Origin of the sequence: Paenibacillus sp. Root444D2, assembly GCF_001426375.1 — a bacterium.
Taxonomy (GTDB): Bacteria; Bacillota; Bacilli; order Paenibacillales; family NBRC-103111; genus Paenibacillus_E.
On sequence record NZ_LMEO01000045.1, the window covers coordinates 884,285 to 905,760 of the forward strand.

Sequence of the window (21,476 nt, forward strand, 5' to 3'; positions counted from 1 at the left end):
AAATACAGGCGGCCAGTCCGTCGTCATCAGTTTCACAGATTGTCCGCCTGATTCTTTGTCGCCATATCTTACTTTTTACTTGCCATGAACGCATCCAGCTGTTTCTGAACTTCAGCAATCGCTTTATCGATGCCTGCCTGTTTCATTTTTTCTTTGAATAGCGGTAACACTTTATCAACATCGGCAGTACCGCTTTTTAAGACCGTTCCATATTCAGCAAAAACGCTATCAAGGGAAGCAACCTCTGTTTTAATTGGGCTCGTATCGAAGAGGAAGCCCATCGCAGGGAATCTCAACGTAACATCCTTATCATAGTCTTTATAGGCTTCAAAGAACCCTTTCACATCCGTGCCTTTGGACTTCATAAATTTCGGATTTTGCCAGATCCATTCAAACGGCAAGTAAGGAGGTTTAGCAGGGTCAACACCAGCCGGGAAGTTCACTGCCCCGTCTTTGATCACATAATGTTTGCCCTCAACACCTAACGTTAAGAGGTCGTAGTTTTGCTGATTTTTTTGGAACCAGTTTAAGAACGCAACCGCTCTCTCGATATTCTTGCTTCCTGCCGCTATACTTTGGTAGTTCCAGGTTGTTACCTCTTGGAAGACCTTAGGCGTGATCTGAATTCTGACGAATTCGACTTGAGCACCTGGTATGGCCGATACAGCCCTCGCATTGATATTGTACTCCGGCAGATCTCCGATCACCGATGCTGCTTTACCTGCGGCAAAAGCCGCCCGGAAATCCTTGATGGATAAAACATCCTTCGAAATATACCCTTTGTTGAACAATTCCCTATGGAAGTCGAGACCTTTTTTGTATGCAGGCGTATCCAGCATATTCTCGGCCTTCATCGTGTTCATATCGATTCCAACACCGCTTGGCAATCCGCGAACAAATTCTTCTTTGAAGTTTAAATCAAAGGAAGTGTTGCCTTGGCTCAGCGGTATAATCTCCGGATTGTTTTTCTTCACTGCTGCGTAGAAGGCTAACAAATCATCCAATGATTTGATTGCCGGCAGCGCGTATTTTTCTCTTAAATCTTTCCGAATCGTGAAGGTGGCATAGCCGGCAGCTGTACCGATCTGAGCTGCGGGCACACCGTAGGTTTTACCTTTCACTTGAACGACAGGCCAGTAGTAATCTGGAATATTCGCTTTTAAATCCTTACCTACTTTAGCAATGGCATCGTCAAGCGCTGCGACGGAATTGGAGCTGATCAGTTGAGCGAGCAGCTCCGGATGCGTCCAGAGAATATCTACGTTTTCTCCCGTCGAAGTCATCACTTTAACTTTCGTTGCATAATCGCCCCATGGCACGTACGTATAATTGAGTTTAACATTAAGCTCATCTTTGACAGCTTTCTCAATCGCTGCATTTACAGAGGCTTGGTCAGGCTGCGGATCCCCAGGAAATACAATGTTTAAGGTAACTTGATCAAGTGGCTTTGCTGTTGGTGCAGGCTGCTCTGACGCCTTAGTCGCTGTGCTGGCGGCAGGTGTGGCTGGTGCAGGAGTAGGTTCAGCAGTATTGGAAGAGCAGGCTGCAAGCGTGGCAATCGTTGTAATGATCATCGTTGATACCCATATCTTGGAACCTTTTGCCTTTTGTCCTGACATTGTTTGTACCTCCCATTTTTTAATAGTTACGAAGTAACTTTATATATAAACGGTGGTTAACCGCGTATATCGAATCTTCGAGCTATCCTTTTACACCGCCAACCGTTAAGCCTTTGATAAAATATTTTTGCACGAATGGGTAGACAAAAATGATCGGCCCGATAGTCACAATCGTAATGGCCATTTTAATTGATTCTGCCGGTACAGTTGAAGCCGCATACGTACTGCCAACACCTCCGGAAGAGATATACTGCATACTTGATAAGACCATACGAAGCAAATACTGTACTGGATACAGCTTCTGATCATTAATTAACAAGAGCGGGAGCCACCAATCATTCCAGTATTGCAGCGCATAGAACAATCCAACCGTCATGACCCCAGGCAAGGCTAGAGGGAATACGATCCGAAACAAAATGTTGACTTCGTTAGCTCCATCTATTCTTGCCGATTCCAACATCGCATCGTCAATCGTCGAGAAAAAGTTCCTCAGCAGAAACATGTTCCATGCGTTCACCGTATAGGGCAAAATGAGTCCCCAAATCGTATCGCCAAGATGCAAATATTTCGTTGTAACGATATACCATGGTACCAAGCCCCCATTGAAAAGAATCGTAAAGAAGACAATGAACGATAAGCTATTACGAAATTTCAATTCTTTTCTGGAAAGTGAATACGCAAGTAATCCCGTTATGACCATACTGAAAGCGGTGCCAATTACAGTTACAAAAATAGTCACCCAATACGCCTTACCTATCGAGGAGTGTCCCGAAAAAATATAAGCGTATGCCTTTAGGGAAAATACATGAGGAAGAATGCTGTAACCATTCAACTGCAAATATTTCTCATCCGTTATGGAACCCGAGAACATGATGAAAAAAGGAATGACGCAGAGCAAGGCCAGCAATGATAGAAACACATAAGCTGAGTACGTCACGATTTTATCTTGCACATAGTTATTTTTCATGCACAATCTCCTAAACGTAGTTAGAATAGTGAGCCTTCGCTTTTGTACTTTTTGACGAGCGCATTGAATCCTAGCACCAAGATAAACCCTACCACGGACTGATATAACCCCGCCGCAGATGACATACCTGCATCCCCAATGGTTCGTAAGGATCGATAGACGAACGTATCAATGACATCCGTTGTGGCGTACAGACTCGCATTATCGCCAACGAGCGCATAGATCATGCCGAAATCCCCGTAAAAGATCCTCCCGACTGACAACAGCACCATAATGGTTATTGTCGGTGAAATAACGGGCAGCGTAATATACCGAATTTGTTGTAATTTCGTAGCGCCATCTAAGGCTGCGGATTCAAAATACTCCGTGTTCACGCCCGTTATCGCGGCAATGTAGATCACAGTTAGAAAACCTGCATACTTCCAGATTGAAAATAACACGAGAATACCCGGCCACAAATCCGCCCGTTGTCCCCAGGCAACCTCTGGGATATGGAGAAACGCAAGAATGCTATTGAGCAGACCACCTTCAGATGCAAACAAATTATAGGCAAATACACTTACGACGATCCATGAGATGAAATATGGCAAAAAGATAAATGACTGCGTCACCTTTTTAAAAACCTTCGAACCGACTTCATTGAGAAATAGAGCTGTGACGATGGCGATTGCTTGTTGAAAGAAGATAAACATCGCATTCAAGAACACGGTGTTCCATGTAACTCGTAGCACTTTATCGCTGCTGAATAGGAATTTAAAATTATCAAACCCCACCCATTTGCTACCCATGATGCCCAAATTTACTTTGTAATCTTTAAATGCGACGATAATGCCGGCCATAGGCAGATAAGCAAATAAAAGAAAATATAGTAACCCAGGCAGCATAAACAGATATAGGGCTTTGTTTTTTGAAATATCCAGCAGTACATCAAATACGATGAATTTTCTTTTTCTGATTTGGCTCTCCACCTTTCTCCGGCCTCTTGTGGCTTGGCTGTTTACACCGTTAGTCTATAAGCGTTTGAGCAAATGTAAAAGTTAAAAGAATATACATGGTTTATATTTGCATACTTCTACGCCAATAAATTAAATACCACGGTTACAAAACCATACTTGTTCTAACGAAAAGGCCACTCCTTGATGAGAAAAGGACGTGGCCTTGAAATTTCTAATTTCATGGCTATCAGATTTTCAGTTTATTTCTATATTCGCTCGGAGACATTCCGGTATGTTTTTTAAATAATGTGACGAAATAGGACGGGTTGTTAAAACCAACTTTAACGCCAACTTCTTTAATGGTGATTTGATCTTGTTCCAAATAAACCTTTGACTTATTTAATCTTAATTCCGTGATGTATTCCGAGAATGATTGGTTAAATAGCTCTTTAAAAAGCCGACCGAAATACATCGGATTATAGTCAAATCGATTGGCAACCATTTCAACAGATAACTCCGTATTGGCGTAGCAGCCTTCAATGAAATCTCGGATTCGCCCAAGGAGGTCAGAATTGAGATGCTTTCTTTTCTCCTTAATTCGTTGCATTTCATGAAGAATATAATAAGCGAACCAGAGCTTCATCTGCTCTAAAGTCTCCAATCGCCTTAATTTGCTAACCGCATTATTAAAGTTCGTTAGAATGTCATCTTTCACATACTGAATGGAAAGCTCAGTCGTAATAAACACAGTAAGCAAAAGATGATTGACCGATAGCTTTATTAATTCGAAATGGCACTCTTTTAAAGCATTAAAAATATCATCCAGTGCTCCCCTAATAGGCTCCTCTTTGCCTAGCTTGATTGCATCCAAAAGTGTTTTTAAATGTTGATGCGGATAATCAAACTCATGTTTCAAATTTGCAAAGACGGTTTCATACGTTAGCATGCTGCCTAAGCCGTACACCATTCTATAATGCGCTACTTCCAAAGCAGCTTGAAACGAAGCATGATAATTCGCTGTATCATTTACGTACGTCCCCCATCCTGCGGTGACAGTAGTATCCATAGATTGCTTGAACTGGTCTTGCAGCCTTGTTACTTTATCCAATAGAAGTTGATTATTCATGAAAGCGTTGTCATTATTGATCAATAAAACGATATCTTTATTGATTTCAAGGGATTCATAGGCATGGTTAGGGTGCATGTGCTCGTATATCATATTCTGCAGGCTCAGCCTCATTTGTTTATGTACTTCTTCTGCAACCTCTTCTACTTCCAAAGACGCTACATCAAAATGCTCATCAATTCGAAGGATCAGGATGCTCGTACCCTCTTGCAAATCAACACGCAAAGGAAACTCCAGTTCACTGGAAGCCCGCGGCTCCCTCACTCCGTAGAGGATCTCTTTTAAATAATCGACCTTCAGATTGTTCTTTGATCTCTCTTTCATTAACTCCAAAGTCTCAACAAGTCCACGTAATGGCGATGAAAGCTTCCCGCTCACGAACAATGAGGCTATCCCGCTAAAAGCAAATAAAATGAAGCTGATCCAGATCACAGTGTTTCTAAGTTTACTGATACTGACAACAGCTGCTTGATACGGTACAACATGAAGAAAATGCCACCCCAATTTATTAGAAAAACTATGTGTTACTAACACTTTTTCACCACTTAAGCTAGTGTCAACGAAACTGTTAGTACCCGACTCGGTCAGAATCTTTTTGATAGAGCCTAGAGTGGAGTAGTCCTTCAAAAATTCGCCACCCGTCGGATCCGAAATCACTTTGCCGCTTGAATCTACAATTAGAATGTTACCTTGATCTACCCTTTCGTCTGGATTAATGCCATTTCGAACCGCTTCCTCCTTCACATTTACAATGAGCGCATTGAGAACGGCATTGGTTGATTTATCCCGATTGTAATAAAAAATAGAATACACATTTTCTTCTGGATTTTTGCCCGAAATCAGCTTTAATTTTCGTGGTATCAGCCGGATTTTTGTTTTGGGATCGGAATTTCGCAATAACTCGATAGCTTCGTTATCTATATTCGGGTAGTCGCTCGTTAAAAATGAGGCATTATTCCCATTGTAGATGCCAATCGAATAAATACTTTCATTGATGAAGATGATGTCATTCAGCTTTTTTAAAGAATTGTTTTCTACAATAGGGTCACTCTCAGCGGTATTCATTTGTTGTATGATCGGATATTCGAATGATAATTGTGCGGAAACTTGCATGGCTTGGTTTACGAGATACTCTGTAGAATTTTGGCCTTGCATCAGTGTCCGATAGGACAGCTCATTGATTTGACGAATGGCGCTGTTTGAAAAAATGTGAAATAACCAAATCGAAATAATCGCAATTGCAAGCGTTAACAAAAGAAGATACGCGAAAAAAAACTTGGTAAACATTGCTTTGACAGGAAACCTAGTTTGATCCACCATGACACCCCGCCTTACATTCTTGATAATATTCTATCTCACTTCATTTTATATTCCGTCCATCTGGCTTTTACCATACGTTCACAGAAAAAATCCCTCTAACACAATGAAGCCGTTAAACTCTCGCTGTTGCAAAGTTAACGGCTTTTCAGTAGGGGATCAAATGATTCAGATACTTGCCAAAATTTCCACAGATTGTTCCTTAAAGGCTTCGTCTAACTCTTGTTCAGGACATTGGTCCGTAATAACGCGGTCCGCTGCCTTTAGGCTTGCGAATGAGAATAAGTCCTGCCTGCCAAACTTTGAATGATCCATCACAATGTTTACTTCGGATGCCTGCTGGATAGCAAGTCGTTTGACCTCAGCTTCGTGCATATTGGAGTTGCTGAAGCCATGCTTCAAGGTCAAGCCTGTGGTACCGATAAACGCCCTGTTAAATGCCATTTTCACCAATGCTTCCGCAGCAACGGGACCTACTAAGGTTGAGGTTTGGCCCATCAGCATACCGCCAATAACAATCGTCGAAATCTGCTTTCCTTGCAGCTCAGCAGCAATATTGAGTGCATTGGTAACAACCGTGATATTCAGGTTGGCCTGTATAAACCTAGCCACCTGGAGCGTTGTTGATCCGCCATCAAGAAAGATAGACTCCCCAGGCTGAATCAGCTGCGCGGCTAGTTTACCAATCCTCATTTTTTCTTCAATGAAGACCCCGGACCGTTCGTGTAAGGTAATATCATTACCGACTAATATCGCTCCACCGAACGTTCGCCTAATGTGTCCCCATTGCTCCAGCTTCTCCATATCTCGGCGTAGGGTCATCTCTGTGACCTCGAACATTTCTTTTAATTCAGCCATTTTGACTTCACCGTCGATAGCCATGCGATCTAGAATTTGCTGCTGTCGTTGATTGATAGGGTTTTGCATTTTGAGTGCCTCCGTGTTAGTTGTCGATCCTACTGTTCATCTTCAATAAGCGGCATTCGCTCAATGCGCGGGTCGGTGAATACATCAAACTCATCTCGACTCGTGCTGGAAAATTCAGAAACAACTGCGCCTTCATCCCCTGCTTGAAACCAATGTTTAATGCCCGGCTCAATGGTATACTGATCACCTGGCAATAATTCAATTTCGTGAAACACTGTATAGTAAGCCTCGCTTCCGGCAGGAATTACCGCTTTAAGGCCAGCAGCAGCTTCTCCCTCCACATATAGCCAAACGCTTCCTGAACGGCAGCGAAACGTTTCCATTTTGCCGGGATCATGACCTACTGGAGGATGCTTATGCTCTGGGCAAGTTTGCCTCGGGAACAGGACTAATTCCTTCGCGCAATAACGGTCTGTATTTACATAGGTAATCAATTCGAGGCCTTGTACCTCTATTTGATCGAGCCCGAATGCCGCTACCTCAATGCGCTGAATTTCCCCTTCTGACAATACAATCCCGCTCATCTTTAGTATGTGCGCTGTGCGCTCCTGCGCTTGACGAACTTGGCTTCTTTTCATGGCTTATCGGCTCCTCTTGAATTTTTTATGATGCGGCCCGATCCATACCTGATGCTCATTCAAAACCCAGTTAGGTAAATCTAACTTCATCTCACGCTTAGCCCAACCTTTATTCATACGCTCCCAAACCTCTGAACCCGTTCGAATACCGCTTACGGCATCGGTATGCTCCACATTGAAAGCACCGACACCTACAGCGGTTTGCAGCGCATGCTCAAGATTCATTCCCATCAAAAGACTATATAAAAAACCTGCAATCGTACAATCACCAGCTCCTGTTGTGCCAACAACATCAACTTGATAGCACGATGAAATGATTTCGTTATCCAGCCAATTCTCACGTAAATCTTCCGTAGGTGAACATCCTCCCATTGCTGAAAGACGTGCTTCCTCAGAGGTCGTACGCACATACAGACCGTGCTCACCCAGTTTCAATCCGACGATTGCGGCTCCCATTTCTAGCAGCTCTTCCGCTATCTGAGAAAGAAAGTCTCCTGTAGCAAATGAAATCAAATTTCCCGAGTCTGATTCTCTCATCCACGCTTCATACTGATCCCGATGAAGCATATAAACAATCTCTTCAAAGCTAGGCAGAAACACATCAACATAGGGTAGGGCATATGTTAAAATAGCACGCCAATCCGCGCTGCCTGCATCTGATGCAGGGTCCGGCTTCGCCAAATCAAGGGATACGGTCAAGCCTGCAGTCTTGACCTTCTTAAGCAATAACGCCAGCTCTTCACCATTATTCCTATACATACCTCGCATTAATGGCGGATATCCAAAATGGAATAAACGAGCTTCTTGAAGCTGCTCGTCGCGCAGATCAGCGGCTGAATACGTATCGTTGGCTCCAGTCGAATGCAGAAAAATTCGATCGGTCCGCGGCGGACTAATGACAATCGAATAAGAGCTGTTTTCACCTGGAGCAACGATCATGCCGTCTACTAAGGTTGGATTGTGCTCGCCAAGAATAGATAGTATAGCTTCGCCAAATAAATCATTACCCACTTTCCCCATTAGACGAACATTGCTTCCGAGCCGATGAAGCGCTATTCCTGTATTGGAAACAGCTCCTCCAGTTGAAATAACCGCCTTTCCAACATCAACAAGCTTTCCGGGTACGAATAGCTCATCCAGCCCTATTTGCCCGCCACGAATCGTTGGGATAATATCCAAACAAATATGTCCGGCTACAATCACTTCCGCTTGACTCTGCCTGGGCAAGTTTAGTTCCTCCAGTCAATGGGTATCGTTTGGCCCGTTCGATTCGATGCCAATGCCGCGGTAAAGAGGATATGGCTATTACCCGCTTCTTCAGGCGTAGCACAGTGAAAGGGCTGCCGTTCAACTTTATTGTGAACCAGCTCATCGCAGAATGCTGCCCACATTTGGAGAATAGAATCGGAGAAGCCGAATTCGAAAATACCGCCAGTAATCGTAGCATAGGCTGATTTATAAGGCGTATCCGCCACATGCCAAGCTTGAACCCCGCCTGGCTTGTAGGGTAAGGAGGCCACCTGCTTCGGATTTTTCGTCGTGAATTCGGCAGAAAATTCCGTTCCCGTTATACGGATAAACCAAGTATTGGCATGGCCTGGAGCAATACGTTTCATAGAGAGTACCATTGGGAACTGCTGGCTCTCCGTCTGAACATCACAGGCAAGAATGGCATTATCCCAAGTCTCACATGGCACCATATTTCCGTTGCCGTCAGGCCGGGTTGGCACAATTTTGGATAAGAGCGCTCGCACAGATTGCGGCTTCCAACCAAACCGCATTGGCAGATGCAAGACATGCATGCCTAAATCTCCCATACACCCATATTCGCCATTCGTTGCGATTTGCCTTTTCCAATTAATCGTTTTGGTTGGGTCCAAATCGCTGGAATGCCAAAAGCCTGCTTCAACCTCAATAATTTTCCCGAATTTATTTTCTTGCACCCACGCCACAATTTGTTGCGCCCCTGGGAAAAATGGAAACTCGGAGGAGCATCTAACCATCACATGGGGATTTTCTTGAATGGCTATCTGAATAAGCTTATTCGCCTCTTGATCAATACCGAATGGCTTTTCCCCTAACAGATGCTTGCCAGCCTTGATAATATCTATATAAATTTGAGCATGTAGATTGTGCGGAACGGCGCAGTAAATCGCATCCACATTCGGATTAGCAAGCAATTCTTTATAGTCCGTATATGCAGTTTCCACGCTGGGGACATGCTCTTGAAACCATTGAGTAGTGGAAGCGTTTGCATCACATACAGCTATAATGCTTGGAGCAAAATCGACCTGTGTCAAATGACACCAACGGGCAACCGCGCTGGCAAATTCCTTGCCCATAAGCCCGCAGCCAATAACACCAAAACGGATAATAGTTTTAGTCATACATGCATACTCCTTTTGTATGATTTGTCTTAAATGGATAATTGTGCAAGTGCTTGCTCTGCTGTAGCTCCATGATGAACAATGGACATTAACGCCTTGGTCATTCCTGCAGGATTCGGATGTTGAATGACATTTCGACCATATACGATTCCGGAAGCGCCTTGCCTCATCAATTCAACCGTACGCGTCATGATTTCTTCATCACTTGCTCGGCCTCCCCCGCGTACAAGCACAGGAATACCGGAAGCAATCTCAATGACTCGGGCATATTCCTCTACGTGATCGCATGGATCTGCTTTTATGACATCTGCCCCCAACTCAACCGCCTGCCTAACCAGAGGGAGAATCTTATTGATATCCCCGTCTACCATATAACCACCTTTAGCTTCGTTAGCCAACATGACGAGGGGCTCAACCATTAAGGGCATTGCATACTTCTCACATTCCGTTTTGAGGCGGGAAATGTTCTGTATACATTGATAATGAAGCTCTGGCTGATTAGGCAATAGGAGTAAATTGACACAAACGGATACCGCATCCATACGAACTGCTTGCTCGATTGCTTGATGAATGAGTTCACTGAATACAAAACGAGGAAGAACATTTCCATAGATGTTAGCTGCGTCAGTACGAAGAACAAGCCCCGGTTTCTGACCACCAGGAATCGATTGGAGATGTCTGGCTTGACCGATGCTGAGTTGAATGCAGTTCGGACCTGCTTCCACAATCGTTTCAATCGCTTGCTTCATGTTTTCAATGCCGGATAAGAAACTTACTTCATTAAAAAAGCCATGATCAATAGCAACATCAAAGCATTTCCCCTGCTTGCTGAACATCCGGTTAAGTCTAGGTTTTAGTGACATTGTCATGATTCACCTCACTCGTTTTAATGTTATTTTATAACGCAAATTGTTTGTTTACAACATCTATTTTTCTTTTCAAACACAAGCCTTTGCCCGGGTATTGATTGATTATTTATGAATGCGTTATTCTTTAAGTCAATGTGCATATTTTTTGGAGTTCCTTTAAGTTCGAATACAGTAATCGCATAGTTTAATAAAACAAAAATAAACAAAAATAAACCGGCACTCCTAACGGAGTCCCGGTCCTTATTCAACTTATCCAACCTCACTCAACCGACAATCCCGAAAATACACAACCCGCTTCGCCTCCTGAGCAATGGCCTGATCATGCGTAATCAAGATAATCGTCCTTCTCTGCTCATTCAATCTTTTGAAAATATCCAATATCTCTGCACCTGTCTGAGAGTCCAGCGCCCCCGTCGGCTCATCTGCCAGAATAATCGCCGGATCTCCGGCCAATGTCCGGGCAATCGCAACCCGTTGCTGCTGCCCACCGGAAAGCTCCGAAGGCAGATGCCGCCTGCGGTCCACTAAATCTACGGCTTCCATAGCCTGCATAACTAGCGGCTCCCGCTCTTTTTTACTCATGCCACGATAAATAAGCGGCAGCTCCACATTCTCATATGAATTAAGTCGCGGCAGCAAATTAAAGCTCTGAAAGACGACCCCGATGGTCCCATAATCGCCACGAACTCGCCGTGATCGATCTCTAACGAAACATCATCCAACGCTCGAATCGTTTCGCCGCCCATCACATAATTCTTGCTCACATGCTCCAACTGGATTATGGTCATATTCTTCGCCTCCATTATCTGTGAACAAATAAATGAAGTATGCGACTCCTCCGACTGACCGACCTTACCGTTTCGCCTTATAAAACTCATGATACAGCTTCATCAGCGCCCGCTTCTCAATCCGAGACACTTAGGAGCGGCTAATGCCCAGCTCCTTCGCAATCTCCCGCTGCGTCCGCTTTTCCCCGCCAAGCTCTAACCCAAACCGGCCAACGACGACTTCCTTCTCGCGATCATCCAAGTTCTCCAAATCGCGATAGATTTTACTCTTCTCTATCTTAAGCTGCACCTTATCTACGACATCGTCAGCCTCCGTGCCAAGGATGTCGATCAACGTAATTTCGTTCCCCTCTTTGTCCGTTCCGATGGGATCATGCAGAGATACATCCTTACGCGTTTTCTTCAATGAACGCAGATGCATAAGGATCTCGTTCTCGATGCAGCGAGCCGCAAACGTAGCGAGCTTGGTCCCTTTGTTTGGCGAGAACGACTCGATCGCTTTGATCAATCCGATCGTCCCAATCGAGATCAAATCCTCGAGATCTTCACCTGTGTTGTCGAATTTTTTGAGGATGTCAACACAAAGCAACGTAAATTCCCTCTAAAAATCTGCCCATAATTTTATTAAAAAAGGAGCCCCAAATAAGCAAGCTCCTCCATTTAACAATCATAATAAAAAAGCACTTATATACCTAAAAAGGTTTACAAGTACTTATTAGCGCTGTGACAAATTAAACTGATTAAATACATGTTTCACTTTGTGTGAAGATCCTCGTTTGGATATTAGAATACCATTCTTTGATGCAACAATAATCAAATCTTCGACATCAATTAAAGCAACAGGCACGCTGTCCGAAAGAAACACATTGTTGCTTGATTGAAATTGAAATATTCCGGGTTTTTCAGAAGACATTACCGCAGATTGCCGGAAATACTCGGCAAGGTCTTCTAAAGTGCCTATATCTGACCATCCCGTTTGCAGCAGTACCATTTTAAGACGAGTACTTTTCTGAAAAACTGCTCTGTCGATACTCTCTTCAGGGATACAATCCATATCCGGATAACTGAATTGATTGGAAGATCGTACAATCTGTTTCTCGTAAACTCTATTACTGCTTTCCCAAATGGATGGAGAATGATTTCGAAGCTCTTCTAAAAGAACCCCGGCTTTGAAACAATAAATTCCACTATTCCAAAACCAATTACTCTTTTTCAGAAATTCGACAGCTTGATCAACTCTTGGTTTTTCACAAAAGGAAATAACGTCCTCACCTTCCGCTAGAATGTAACCATATCCTTCATAAGGCCTCGTTGGTCTTATACTGATTGCTGCTAAATAATTCTGTTTAGCAATTTCAGTTGCTCGCTCCACCGCTTTATCATACTCTTCCTGCTGATCAATCCAATGATCGGAGGGAGTCACTAGGACGATTTCGTCGGGCTGGAGTCCGAAGCAAGCCAATGCGATGGCTGCCGCAGTATCGCGAGCACTGGATTCCCATAAGAACTCTATATGACCGCATTGAATTTCTTCCGCCTGACCAATGGCAAGAGAAGAGTGCCTTTCATTTGCAACGACAACCGTTTTATCACAGAGCAGTCGATTTCTTAGGATGGTTTGTTGAAACATGGAAGGTTGACTGCTGAACTTGAGAAACGATTTAGGACTTTCATCATTCGATAAGGGCCATAATCTTCTGCCATGCCCTCCGCAGAGTATTAGGTGAATCATGATTCTCTCACGCTCTCTCTCAATAGCTAGAATCGGATTAACGATGAACCCCAAACAAATCCAGCACCAAACGAAACCATAAGTACCAGGTCTCCGCGCTTTATCCGTCCATCCATTTTGGCTTGATGTAACGTTATTGGAATAGTAGCAGAACAGCTATTCCCATAGAATTGAATCGTTTTAATGATCTTGTATGCTGGCATGCCCAGATTACGGGCAACCGCATCGATAATCCGTTCATTCGCTTGATGAGGGACGACCCAATCAACGTCTTCAGGTCTCAGACCATGAAGCTGTAAAATTTCTTCTGCACCGCTAGTCATCGACTTAACGGCAAGCTTAAACACTTTGGAACCGTCCATCACCATTTTCGCCTTATGTTCAGCTGAGGCAGGATGTCGGCTCCCACCCCCGGGAACAAACAAAGCTTCAAAAGCTCCTCCATCCGCAAGCAATAAGGTAGAGAGTATTCCTGCTCCATTGGTCTCTTCGCTTCTAGAAACAATGACTGCCCCTGCGCCGTCACCGAACAATATGCTGGTAAAAGGATCCGTATAGTCGGTCAGTTTAGACAATGTATCTGCGCCAATGACTAAAATGTTCTTACATGTGCCCAGCTTGATGTACTGCTCTGCGATTTGAAGCGAAGACAGAAATCCAACACAGGTCGAGTGTATATCCATCACCCCAATGCTGCGACAACCTAATCGATGCTGAATTTGACATGCTACTGGAGGGAGAATATGGTCCGGTGTTTCTGTGGCGACAAGGATCATGTCAATGTCCGAAGGAGCGAGACCCGCATCTACCAAGGCGCCAACAGCTGCTTGATAGGCAAAATCGGAGGTCGCTTCTGATTGATCCGCTATTCTTCTTTCTTTAATGCCTGTTCGACTGGTTACCCAATCGTCCGATACCGCGACCATCTTTTCCAAGTCAGCATTGGTCAACCGTTTCTCAGGTAATGAAGATCCTACTCCATTGATCGTTGCGCTGTACATTTCCGCTCACCTCATTTGATGTTTGCTAAGATATCAAGGATTTGGACATATGAAGCACCTGTGCGGCAAGCGCCTGTATACGCTCCACAACGGATGAATCTACAATTCGGTTATTTGAATCAAAATGTTCCCGATTTGCGTATACATAATCCGGTGCCGTATAGGCACGGAAGTAACCTGCAATTGGCTTCAATTGATTTTCGATAACAAGAAAATGCTGATAGGTTCCGCCGGTGCCCACGAAGCCTATAACTTTGTTGCGAAAAGCCGTAGGAGGCAAGAGGTCGAATAGATTTTTTAATGGAGCAGCGAGAGAAGCTTGAAAAATAGGAGTGCCGATGATAAAACAATCCGCAGATAGAATAGCCTTGATTACCTTCTGTGTATCTTCATTATATTCAGCAACTTGTCGCCCATCACAAAACTCTACCTTATAATCTCTTAAATCTAATAGATCAGTCTCTAATCGTTCGTCTAACGATTTCGCATGTTCAACGACTTGTTTCACGGCAGAAGCCGTTTTTTCGCCAATGATCGTTCCTGAAATTCCCAATAGTTTCATTCCGCTCATCCCCTCAAGGTATGGTTAAACCAGCAAGTCATACAGATGCGTCTTCGAGCGTCTCATAAAAGTTCTGCTCCGAGCTGCAGCCGTCATTTCCGGATCAAATTTTTGAAGAAGCGGAGAAGCTTCAAGCCCACTCTCCAAATTCACTTGTCGATGCAAAAACAACAGACTCCCCGATAGCGTTGCGCATGCAAGTACGGCATCGTTCTCGAATGCCCATATCCTTTTCATCCATAAGGTCTCAGAGGTATGGAATGCTCCACTGATCGCGATAATATCCGCCCCTTGCTTAGCTAGAACCCTGTATGATTCCGGAAGCTCCGCATCCTTCTCTGTCAAAAGCCCCACTCTGCCGAATGGCAGCTCGAAAGTGCGAAAGCCCTTCATATTGATACTCTTTTTCGAACCCGAAGCATCCCCCTGAACCTGTTCGTAGGAACCAACAATCCCCTCTGCCCCGATGAGGAATGACTCTATTTTCAAAGAGTTCCCTAGAGAGAATGCGATGTACCCATCGTAAACAGCTGCAAGTTGCTGGAGTTGAATGACAACAACCGCTAATTCATCTGTAGAGGACGCCGAATCATTCGGCAGTTCCAATTCAGGCAGCACATACAATCTATTTTTTGTGAACAAATGAGATTTGGTTTGATCGAGGATGGAGCGAAGCTCCAATAATAGCTTGTCGTTCAATTTGGTTTGGCTCAGCGGACAAACAACAATCTCATAAGGAAGGGGCTCGTTAACCACCCAGGTCTCCCCTTCTTTCCACAAATAGGGTTGGAGCAACAACTCCTGATAAGCTTCAGTCTTTCGGGAATCCAGCAGGCTCCGTCTTACTTGGCGATCTAGGCTGATTTCTCCATATACGATCCCTTCACCGGATAAAAGGGAATGCTGGACATCGCCGTTCTGATCAATAATCGCGCTGCCCCCGGTAAACTGCGCTCCCCGTTCCGTGTCTGATCGGTTGGAAGCAATCCAGAACAGACCGTTCTCCTTGGCGCGCAGGCACCACGTCTTACTAGGAGGATTATTCGAAGCCCCGACCCAGTTTGTCGGGAAAGCGATGATATCCGCCCTCTGAAGAGCGGCTATTCGCGAAGGCTCAAAGTACATGGCGTCCATGCAGATCAAGAGGGCGATTCGCCCAATTTTCGTTTCAAACACCTGAACACCGTCGTTGCCCTCCCGAGCCCACCTTGGGTCTGCGGCAAAAAGGTGCGTTTTGCGATAAGTACCCACAACGCCTTCTGGTCCGATCAGTACTGCGGAGTTATAGTAAGCTCCATTCCCTGAATCGACCTCTGGCAAACCGACAACAACATAACATTGATACTTACGGGCTACCGCGTGCAAAACCTCCGTGGTTGGACCCGGTATCGTCTCCACATAGGGCGAAATTTCTTTCCTGTCCTCCCACACATAGCCACTGCTCGCCATCTCCGGAAACACGATCAGCTTAGCGCCTTGATCAGCTGCATCTTCAAGCATATTCACCATTCGGCAACGGTTATTTTCCACATCTCCAAGTACAGGATTAAATTGCACCGCTGCGACTTTGAAACTGGATAAATCTTCAAGCGTTCTACCCATGCAGCCCCACCACCATCACTTCATTCGCCCAATTAATGAGATCAGCTTCTTCTGTACCCTGCTGAACGATTACACGTGTATCCGTCGTCAACTCGCCGATTACAGCAGCGGCAACCCCTTCCTTAGCAAAAAGCGTTATTATCTCATCTGTTTTACTCGAATCTGCTGAAACAATAAAACCATAACCGGGAAACATGTTCAACCAACGCTCCAGATCAACCTCATCAGGTTTAGGGATGCGATCAAGTTGAACGACTGCGCCACAACCCGTATTTTCAGCCAGCATCGCGATTGTACCTAAGATTCCTGCATTGCTTATATCTCTCGCTGCCGTAGCTAACCCTCTCTCTGCTAGGGTCGGCATTATCTCTAGCTTTCTCTGCAGTTCCTGAGGTTCTTTATTACTGGTACAATCCCACTGGAGATAATGCTTGACAGGTTTCCCATTCAGATCAATTGCGATGAGTAAGGATTGTCCTGCTTTTCCCTGTGTGGCTCTTAGTAAATGGCTTGCTTTGCCAACTATCGCAGTCGCAACCCCTTCTGATTCCTCAGGCAAATAGTGGCCACCGACCATGGGAACACCGAGCTTGCTGCACCCTTCTGCCATCCCTTCTGCGATTAGCGCGGCTTTCTCGTCATCAGGCGCACTGAGCAAATTGACAACTGCCAGTGGACGACCGCCCATCGCATAAATATCGCTTACACTGACAAGCACCGCACAATAGCCAGCCCAGCGAGGCTCATCTTGGACAAGCTTCGGAATAATGCCATCACAGGATACAAGCAAATATCCATCGTTCGTAACTAATATAGCCGCATCATCACCGATTGGATCCAGCATCTTTTCGGGATCCCAAGCAAACATCTTGAGGGGAGCTTGAATGTTTTTTTTGCGGCTAAAGCCCTTAGATATAACAATACGCTCAACGAGATTCTGTAATTCGCCCATGGGACACCAACCTTTTCTCGTAAAATTCGATATGTTTTTCAGCAGCCCTCGCCCACGTATACTGTGAAGCCGTCTCATAACCGTTTATGGTCATTAGTCGGTTACGATCCTTCTCCGATACTGCCTCTGTCATCTTCTCAGCAATAGCTGGGATGTCTTCAGAATCCGCAAGCAGCGCGTTATAGCCATCTCGCATAAATTCTTGAAATACATCGATCGTTGAAGCCACGATAGGAGTCCTGCTAGCCATTGCTTCAAGCAGAGCGAGGCCCCACCCCTCTTTCTTCGAGGTTTGTACATAGCAATCTGCCAATCGATAAAGTTCTTGAACCGTGTCATTGTCTGGAGATCCGATGATCTGAACATCTTCCTGAATGGAAGGTGGCATGATTCGAAGCAGGTCATGAAAATGTTCCAGGTAATATTTATAATCAAAAAGTGTCGTTCCACCGACAATCAATAGATGAGCATCGGGAATCGTTTCTTTTACTCGTTCAAAAGCCAATAGGGTACCGATTGTATTTTTTCTAGGCTCAATTCCGCCAATCGTGAGATAGACGGTTCTATTTTGAAGTCCGTATTTAACTTTCAATGCCTGTTGATCCTGCTTACTTTGAAAAAAGCGGCTCTCCACGCCGTTGTGGATAACCGATGATGGACGACCGTAATCTATTTGCAACCTTTGCTGCCAAGCTTCACTAACCGTGATAAGCGCCTCCGGCAGCATAACGGACCGATTCTGACAATCAACCAGCGCTGGCGTCGTGAAATCGTCAAGATGATGAACGGTTCGAACAAAGAACGGGATTCGCCCCTGCGTCATCAGACGATGCAGCGCATTTGCACTTATGCAATCCTGTACATGATGAATGTCGAAGACTTCTAAAGATTCTTGTGACAACCCTTCTGCATACGTGTCAATGTACCGAAGAATTCTGCTTTCAAACGCTTCATGCTGCTGAACGGCGAACGGAAACACCTTTGTTTCCATTCGTACAGGCCGAAAAAACTGCCTCTCCCCATTCGCGCCAAGAGCGAATACCGTCACGGAACAACCTTGTTCCTTGAGCGCTTCAGCCAAAGCAAGTGTATGCACAACGCCGCCTCTCGGCTTTGTATTATAGGTATAGAGAGCAATTCTCATCTTGCAGCCCTCCTTGGCTTCTTCACTTCTGTTTAAGCTCCTAAAGCTCCGATAGATAGCGGTGTAATCGGCATAAGCCCAGCGGCTTTTACAAGATTATTAACACTGTCCTCTGCGCCGCCGATCGGACGGATATGGACGCCTTTAATGCCTTCAATACGGCGAAGCTGAGTGATCAATTCTGCTGCAATGGCAATTCCTTCATCCTTAGAATCGGAGGCAGCAAGTCTAGCATGGAACGATTCGGGTATGACTATGCCCGGTATTTTTAACGCGGTGTTCACATGATCAGCATTTCTCAGCGGCAGTACACTTGCCATTATCGAGGCTCTTTCGTGAAGTCCGCGTCGGCGAGCTTCAGCCATCCACTCTTCGATCAAATCCATATCGAACACCAACTGGGTCCTAACAAAGTTAGTGCCTTTGTCCACCTTCGATTCAAGGCGGTCGATTAGCTCTTTGATCGGCTTGCCAGCGATATTTTCAACCGTGCCAATTGTAAACTTTGGCGCTTCCTCCATTTGGGTACCGTCAAACAGCTTACCTTCGTCGACCATCTTACGGACGTATCGTACTAACTCCATCGTTTCCAGATCGTACACTTCTTTAGCGTTGGGTTCAGTCCCCACTTTAGCTGGGTAACCGCCAAGAATTGTAATGTTTTTAACACCTAGCGCTGCAAGACCCAACAAATCACTTTGAATCCCCATTCGGTTGCGATCCCTCAGGTTAATTTGTACGATCGGCTCAACACCGACTTGACGGACGAAGAAAGCTCCGACTACGGGGGATAAACGCGCAATGGCGAGCAAGTTATCGCTGAGATCGACGGCATCTACATATCCTCTATAGCGCACCGCCTGTTCAACGAGTGGACGAGGATTCCAATTGCGGGGCGGAATCAATTCCGCGGTAACTAAGAAATTATCGGGTCGCATGGACGACCCGTGACCCAAATAAATAGTCATATTCACTCACCTATTCTTTATTTGTATAGGATTACCGATTAGATTTGGAATGTACTTAAAATAAATGCGCCTGCACGCGAATATTCGATTAAACAATCCTGCAGATCAAGAGGATGTGCGGGTATGGTACCTTCTATCAAATCTTCTTCACGAAGTCCATGGAGCCCAAGACCGAATCGGCATACATACACTTTTCCGCCTTCTTTGATGAACGTTGCCAAACCATCATTTATATTCATTTGCCCCCCGAATGCAGCTTGACCTACTGTTGGAAACCCTCTTGTTGCAAGTGCATTAATGGCACCAGTGCCGTAGAAATAAATAGCCGTTTCATAACCCTTGCGCTGAGCACGGGTCGCTTGCAGAATCGCTACATAAGATAAAGATGATTCATGTGCAATACCATGGATAATAGCAAGAAACTTTTCACCAGGATTTGCTTTGTAGTCGGGGAATATCTTTGTGCCCCCATAAAGTTTTGTGCCATTCGGTAAAGACGGGTGTGGAATCTCGTTCATAGATTGAATTTCAAGTTCTGTAAATTGTGCCATTGTTCATCTTCCTTCCAATTTTTAATTTTTATATGGTTAAGAGGGTTAACCCCTATGCCAACTTCGTAAAGTATTGCTCTTGCGCGTTGCCCCAGAAAATTCTTTCTTTAATTTCGTCAGAGATTCGAGCGCCTTGGATTTTCCAAAATTCGCTTTCATAATCACTCCATGGTTCATCACAACCAAACATAATGCGATCAGCGCCAATACCGGTCTTATCAACTTCTTGAAGGAGATTCCTTACGGCAAAACCAATCGCCCAGCTCGTATCGAGATAAACTTGATAACCGCCTTCGATGAGGTCCTTCCACTGGGAAAGCAGACGAATATGGCCGCTAACGCCCCCACCCATATGTACCAGGTGGATTTTCATATCTTTACCCCAACGCTTAATCAGTTCGAAAAATCCCAATATATCAGACCCACCTCCTGGACTCGTATGAAAGTGAATGGAAATATCCTTCTCCATGGCAGCTTGGAAAATCTTCTCATGTTGTCTAAGCGTAGGCTCATCCCATTTGCGGGGATCTGCTGTTCCACCAAGTAAATAACTCATCTTAAGTGCCCGAATTCCTGGTTCATGAATGAGCTGAAGAGCTTCATCTGTCAAATCCCTATTCTGTGGTAGACCTGAAACCCAAAGCGCTCCCGCTACTTCCCCTGCTCCATCTTGGCACAGCTGAACGACTCTCTTGTTATGTGAAAAGGGCTGTGCCTGAACAGGAATGCCATAGTTAGGAATAATCAACGTCTTTTCGATACCACGGCATTTCATAAAATGATTTAATTCTTCGGTTGTCATCGGACCCGGTTCAGCCGGAGAAATAGGCACCTCTGATTCGTAAAAGGGCCAAGGCGGCAAATCGCCAACATGATTGTGCACGCTGAATACACGTCTTCCAAAGCCCATTGTTAGCGGGATCTCGTGTTCAGGACCCGACTCATGACCGCATGCAGACATAGAATCAGATCCTGCTGCTTTGTTTATGTTTCCGTGCATCATGCACATGTAAATTCGCCTCCATGATTTGATGTGGAAGTCCTTGAGCAAACGTTGGCGCCCCCACTTTGGTCCATCCCAACTTTTCAAATAATTGAACATTCTGCTCCTGCACCTGAGCCCTGAAACAAGGGACTTGCCGCTGCTTCATTTGCTCAACCGCAGCCTCAATCAGGTAAACACCTATTCCTCGAATCCGGTACTGTTCATGAACCGCAAGCCTCCCCCCCCACCATAAAGAGGGAGTGTTCCGATCCGGATAACATCTTACTGTTCCTACAAGGATGGTCCCCTGCTTCCAAATATTGATCGTGATCGACGAAGAATCGTTCTCATCCGCATCACTCTCTTCAAACAGCTGCTGCTCCTCAACGAACACTTGCCGACGCAGCACTAGGGAAGCTTGCGTTTCTATTTTCGTTCCAGCGATGCGAATCTCATAATTTTTCAT

At 44.9% G+C, this 21,476-nt stretch carries 19 protein-coding genes and 2 pseudogenes; all 21 read right to left on the minus strand.

The genetic code is table 11. The features are described from left to right. Window positions 1-68: 68 nt before the first annotated feature. Entirely contained in the window at window positions 69-1,619 is a 1,551-nt protein-coding gene (locus ASD40_RS25160; protein ID WP_057305872.1) for an ABC transporter substrate-binding protein, read from the minus strand. A gap of 82 nt (window positions 1,620-1,701) precedes the next feature. After that, window positions 1,702-2,586, minus strand: a complete 885-nt coding sequence (locus ASD40_RS25165) for a carbohydrate ABC transporter permease (RefSeq protein ID WP_063860403.1) — start codon at window positions 2,584-2,586, stop codon at window positions 1,702-1,704. Between the two features lie 20 nt (window positions 2,587-2,606). After that, window positions 2,607-3,554 carry an ABC transporter permease gene (locus ASD40_RS25170; RefSeq protein ID WP_235549372.1) on the minus strand — a complete coding sequence of 316 codons (948 nt, stop codon included), beginning with the start codon at window positions 3,552-3,554 and terminating at the stop codon, window positions 2,607-2,609. 214 nt (window positions 3,555-3,768) lie between these two features. Next, complete coding sequence (locus ASD40_RS25175) at window positions 3,769-5,967, minus strand: AraC family transcriptional regulator (protein ID WP_057305873.1); 2,199 nt, start codon at window positions 5,965-5,967, stop codon at window positions 3,769-3,771. Between the two features lie 165 nt (window positions 5,968-6,132). Beyond that, entirely contained in the window at window positions 6,133-6,891 is a 759-nt protein-coding gene (locus ASD40_RS25180; RefSeq protein ID WP_057305874.1) for a DeoR/GlpR family DNA-binding transcription regulator, read from the minus strand. Window positions 6,892-6,920: 29 nt separating this feature from the next. Further along, a complete protein-coding gene (locus tag ASD40_RS25185) occupies window positions 6,921-7,469 on the minus strand; it encodes a D-lyxose/D-mannose family sugar isomerase (RefSeq protein WP_057305875.1) in 549 nt (182 codons plus the stop codon). A 3-nt stretch (window positions 7,470-7,472) separates the two neighbouring features. Further along, the gene (locus ASD40_RS25190) at window positions 7,473-8,696 is read right to left on the minus strand and encodes a carbohydrate kinase family protein (RefSeq protein ID WP_082562432.1); all 1,224 of its coding nucleotides are present in this window, start codon (window positions 8,694-8,696) and stop codon (window positions 7,473-7,475) included. Window positions 8,697-8,698: 2 nt separating this feature from the next. Further along, window positions 8,699-9,856, minus strand: a complete 1,158-nt coding sequence (locus tag ASD40_RS25195; RefSeq protein ID WP_057305877.1) for a Gfo/Idh/MocA family protein — start codon at window positions 9,854-9,856, stop codon at window positions 8,699-8,701. Between the two features lie 29 nt (window positions 9,857-9,885). After that, window positions 9,886-10,725, minus strand: a complete 840-nt coding sequence (locus ASD40_RS25200; protein WP_235549374.1) for a class I fructose-bisphosphate aldolase — start codon at window positions 10,723-10,725, stop codon at window positions 9,886-9,888. A gap of 249 nt (window positions 10,726-10,974) precedes the next feature. Next, window positions 10,975-11,507, minus strand: a pseudogene (locus ASD40_RS25210) (ABC transporter ATP-binding protein). Window positions 11,508-11,577: 70 nt separating this feature from the next. Then, window positions 11,578-12,099: pseudogene (gene sigK / locus ASD40_RS25215) on the minus strand (RNA polymerase sporulation sigma factor SigK); the annotation flags it as partial. A gap of 129 nt (window positions 12,100-12,228) precedes the next feature. Further along, window positions 12,229-13,245: a mannose-1-phosphate guanylyltransferase gene (locus ASD40_RS25220; protein WP_156396878.1), complete on the minus strand. Its 1,017-nt coding sequence runs from the start codon at window positions 13,243-13,245 to the stop codon at window positions 12,229-12,231. A 26-nt stretch (window positions 13,246-13,271) separates the two neighbouring features. Continuing rightward, window positions 13,272-14,246, minus strand: a complete 975-nt coding sequence (locus ASD40_RS25225; RefSeq protein WP_057305881.1) for a 3-oxoacyl-ACP synthase III family protein — start codon at window positions 14,244-14,246, stop codon at window positions 13,272-13,274. A gap of 25 nt (window positions 14,247-14,271) precedes the next feature. After that, window positions 14,272-14,808 carry an NADPH-dependent FMN reductase gene (locus ASD40_RS25230; RefSeq protein ID WP_057305882.1) on the minus strand — a complete coding sequence of 179 codons (537 nt, stop codon included), beginning with the start codon at window positions 14,806-14,808 and terminating at the stop codon, window positions 14,272-14,274. 24 nt (window positions 14,809-14,832) lie between these two features. Next, window positions 14,833-16,410 (minus strand): nitrilase-related carbon-nitrogen hydrolase, encoded by a 1,578-nt coding sequence (locus tag ASD40_RS25235; RefSeq protein WP_057305883.1) that lies wholly within the window; start codon window positions 16,408-16,410, stop codon window positions 14,833-14,835. Further along, the gene (locus ASD40_RS25240; protein ID WP_057305884.1) at window positions 16,403-17,362 is read right to left on the minus strand and encodes a sll0787 family AIR synthase-like protein; all 960 of its coding nucleotides are present in this window, start codon (window positions 17,360-17,362) and stop codon (window positions 16,403-16,405) included. Before ASD40_RS25240 ends, ASD40_RS25235 begins: the two co-directional genes overlap by 8 nt. Further along, window positions 17,337-18,506: an MSMEG_0565 family glycosyltransferase gene (locus tag ASD40_RS25245; protein WP_057305885.1), complete on the minus strand. Its 1,170-nt coding sequence runs from the start codon at window positions 18,504-18,506 to the stop codon at window positions 17,337-17,339. The genes ASD40_RS25240 and ASD40_RS25245 overlap by 26 nt, the downstream gene beginning before the upstream one ends. A 32-nt stretch (window positions 18,507-18,538) precedes the next feature. Continuing rightward, on the minus strand, window positions 18,539-19,474 hold the full coding sequence (locus ASD40_RS25250) for a methylenetetrahydrofolate reductase (protein ID WP_057305886.1): 936 nt from the start codon (window positions 19,472-19,474) through the stop codon (window positions 18,539-18,541). 38 nt (window positions 19,475-19,512) lie between these two features. Further along, the gene (locus ASD40_RS25255; protein ID WP_057305887.1) at window positions 19,513-20,025 is read right to left on the minus strand and encodes an MSMEG_0572/Sll0783 family nitrogen starvation response protein; all 513 of its coding nucleotides are present in this window, start codon (window positions 20,023-20,025) and stop codon (window positions 19,513-19,515) included. Between the two features lie 52 nt (window positions 20,026-20,077). Beyond that, complete coding sequence (locus tag ASD40_RS25260) at window positions 20,078-21,034, minus strand: amidohydrolase family protein (RefSeq protein WP_082562434.1); 957 nt, start codon at window positions 21,032-21,034, stop codon at window positions 20,078-20,080. Further along, window positions 20,991-21,476: an MSMEG_0567/Sll0786 family nitrogen starvation N-acetyltransferase gene (locus ASD40_RS25265; protein WP_057305888.1), complete on the minus strand. Its 486-nt coding sequence runs from the start codon at window positions 21,474-21,476 to the stop codon at window positions 20,991-20,993. The genes ASD40_RS25260 and ASD40_RS25265 overlap by 44 nt, the downstream gene beginning before the upstream one ends.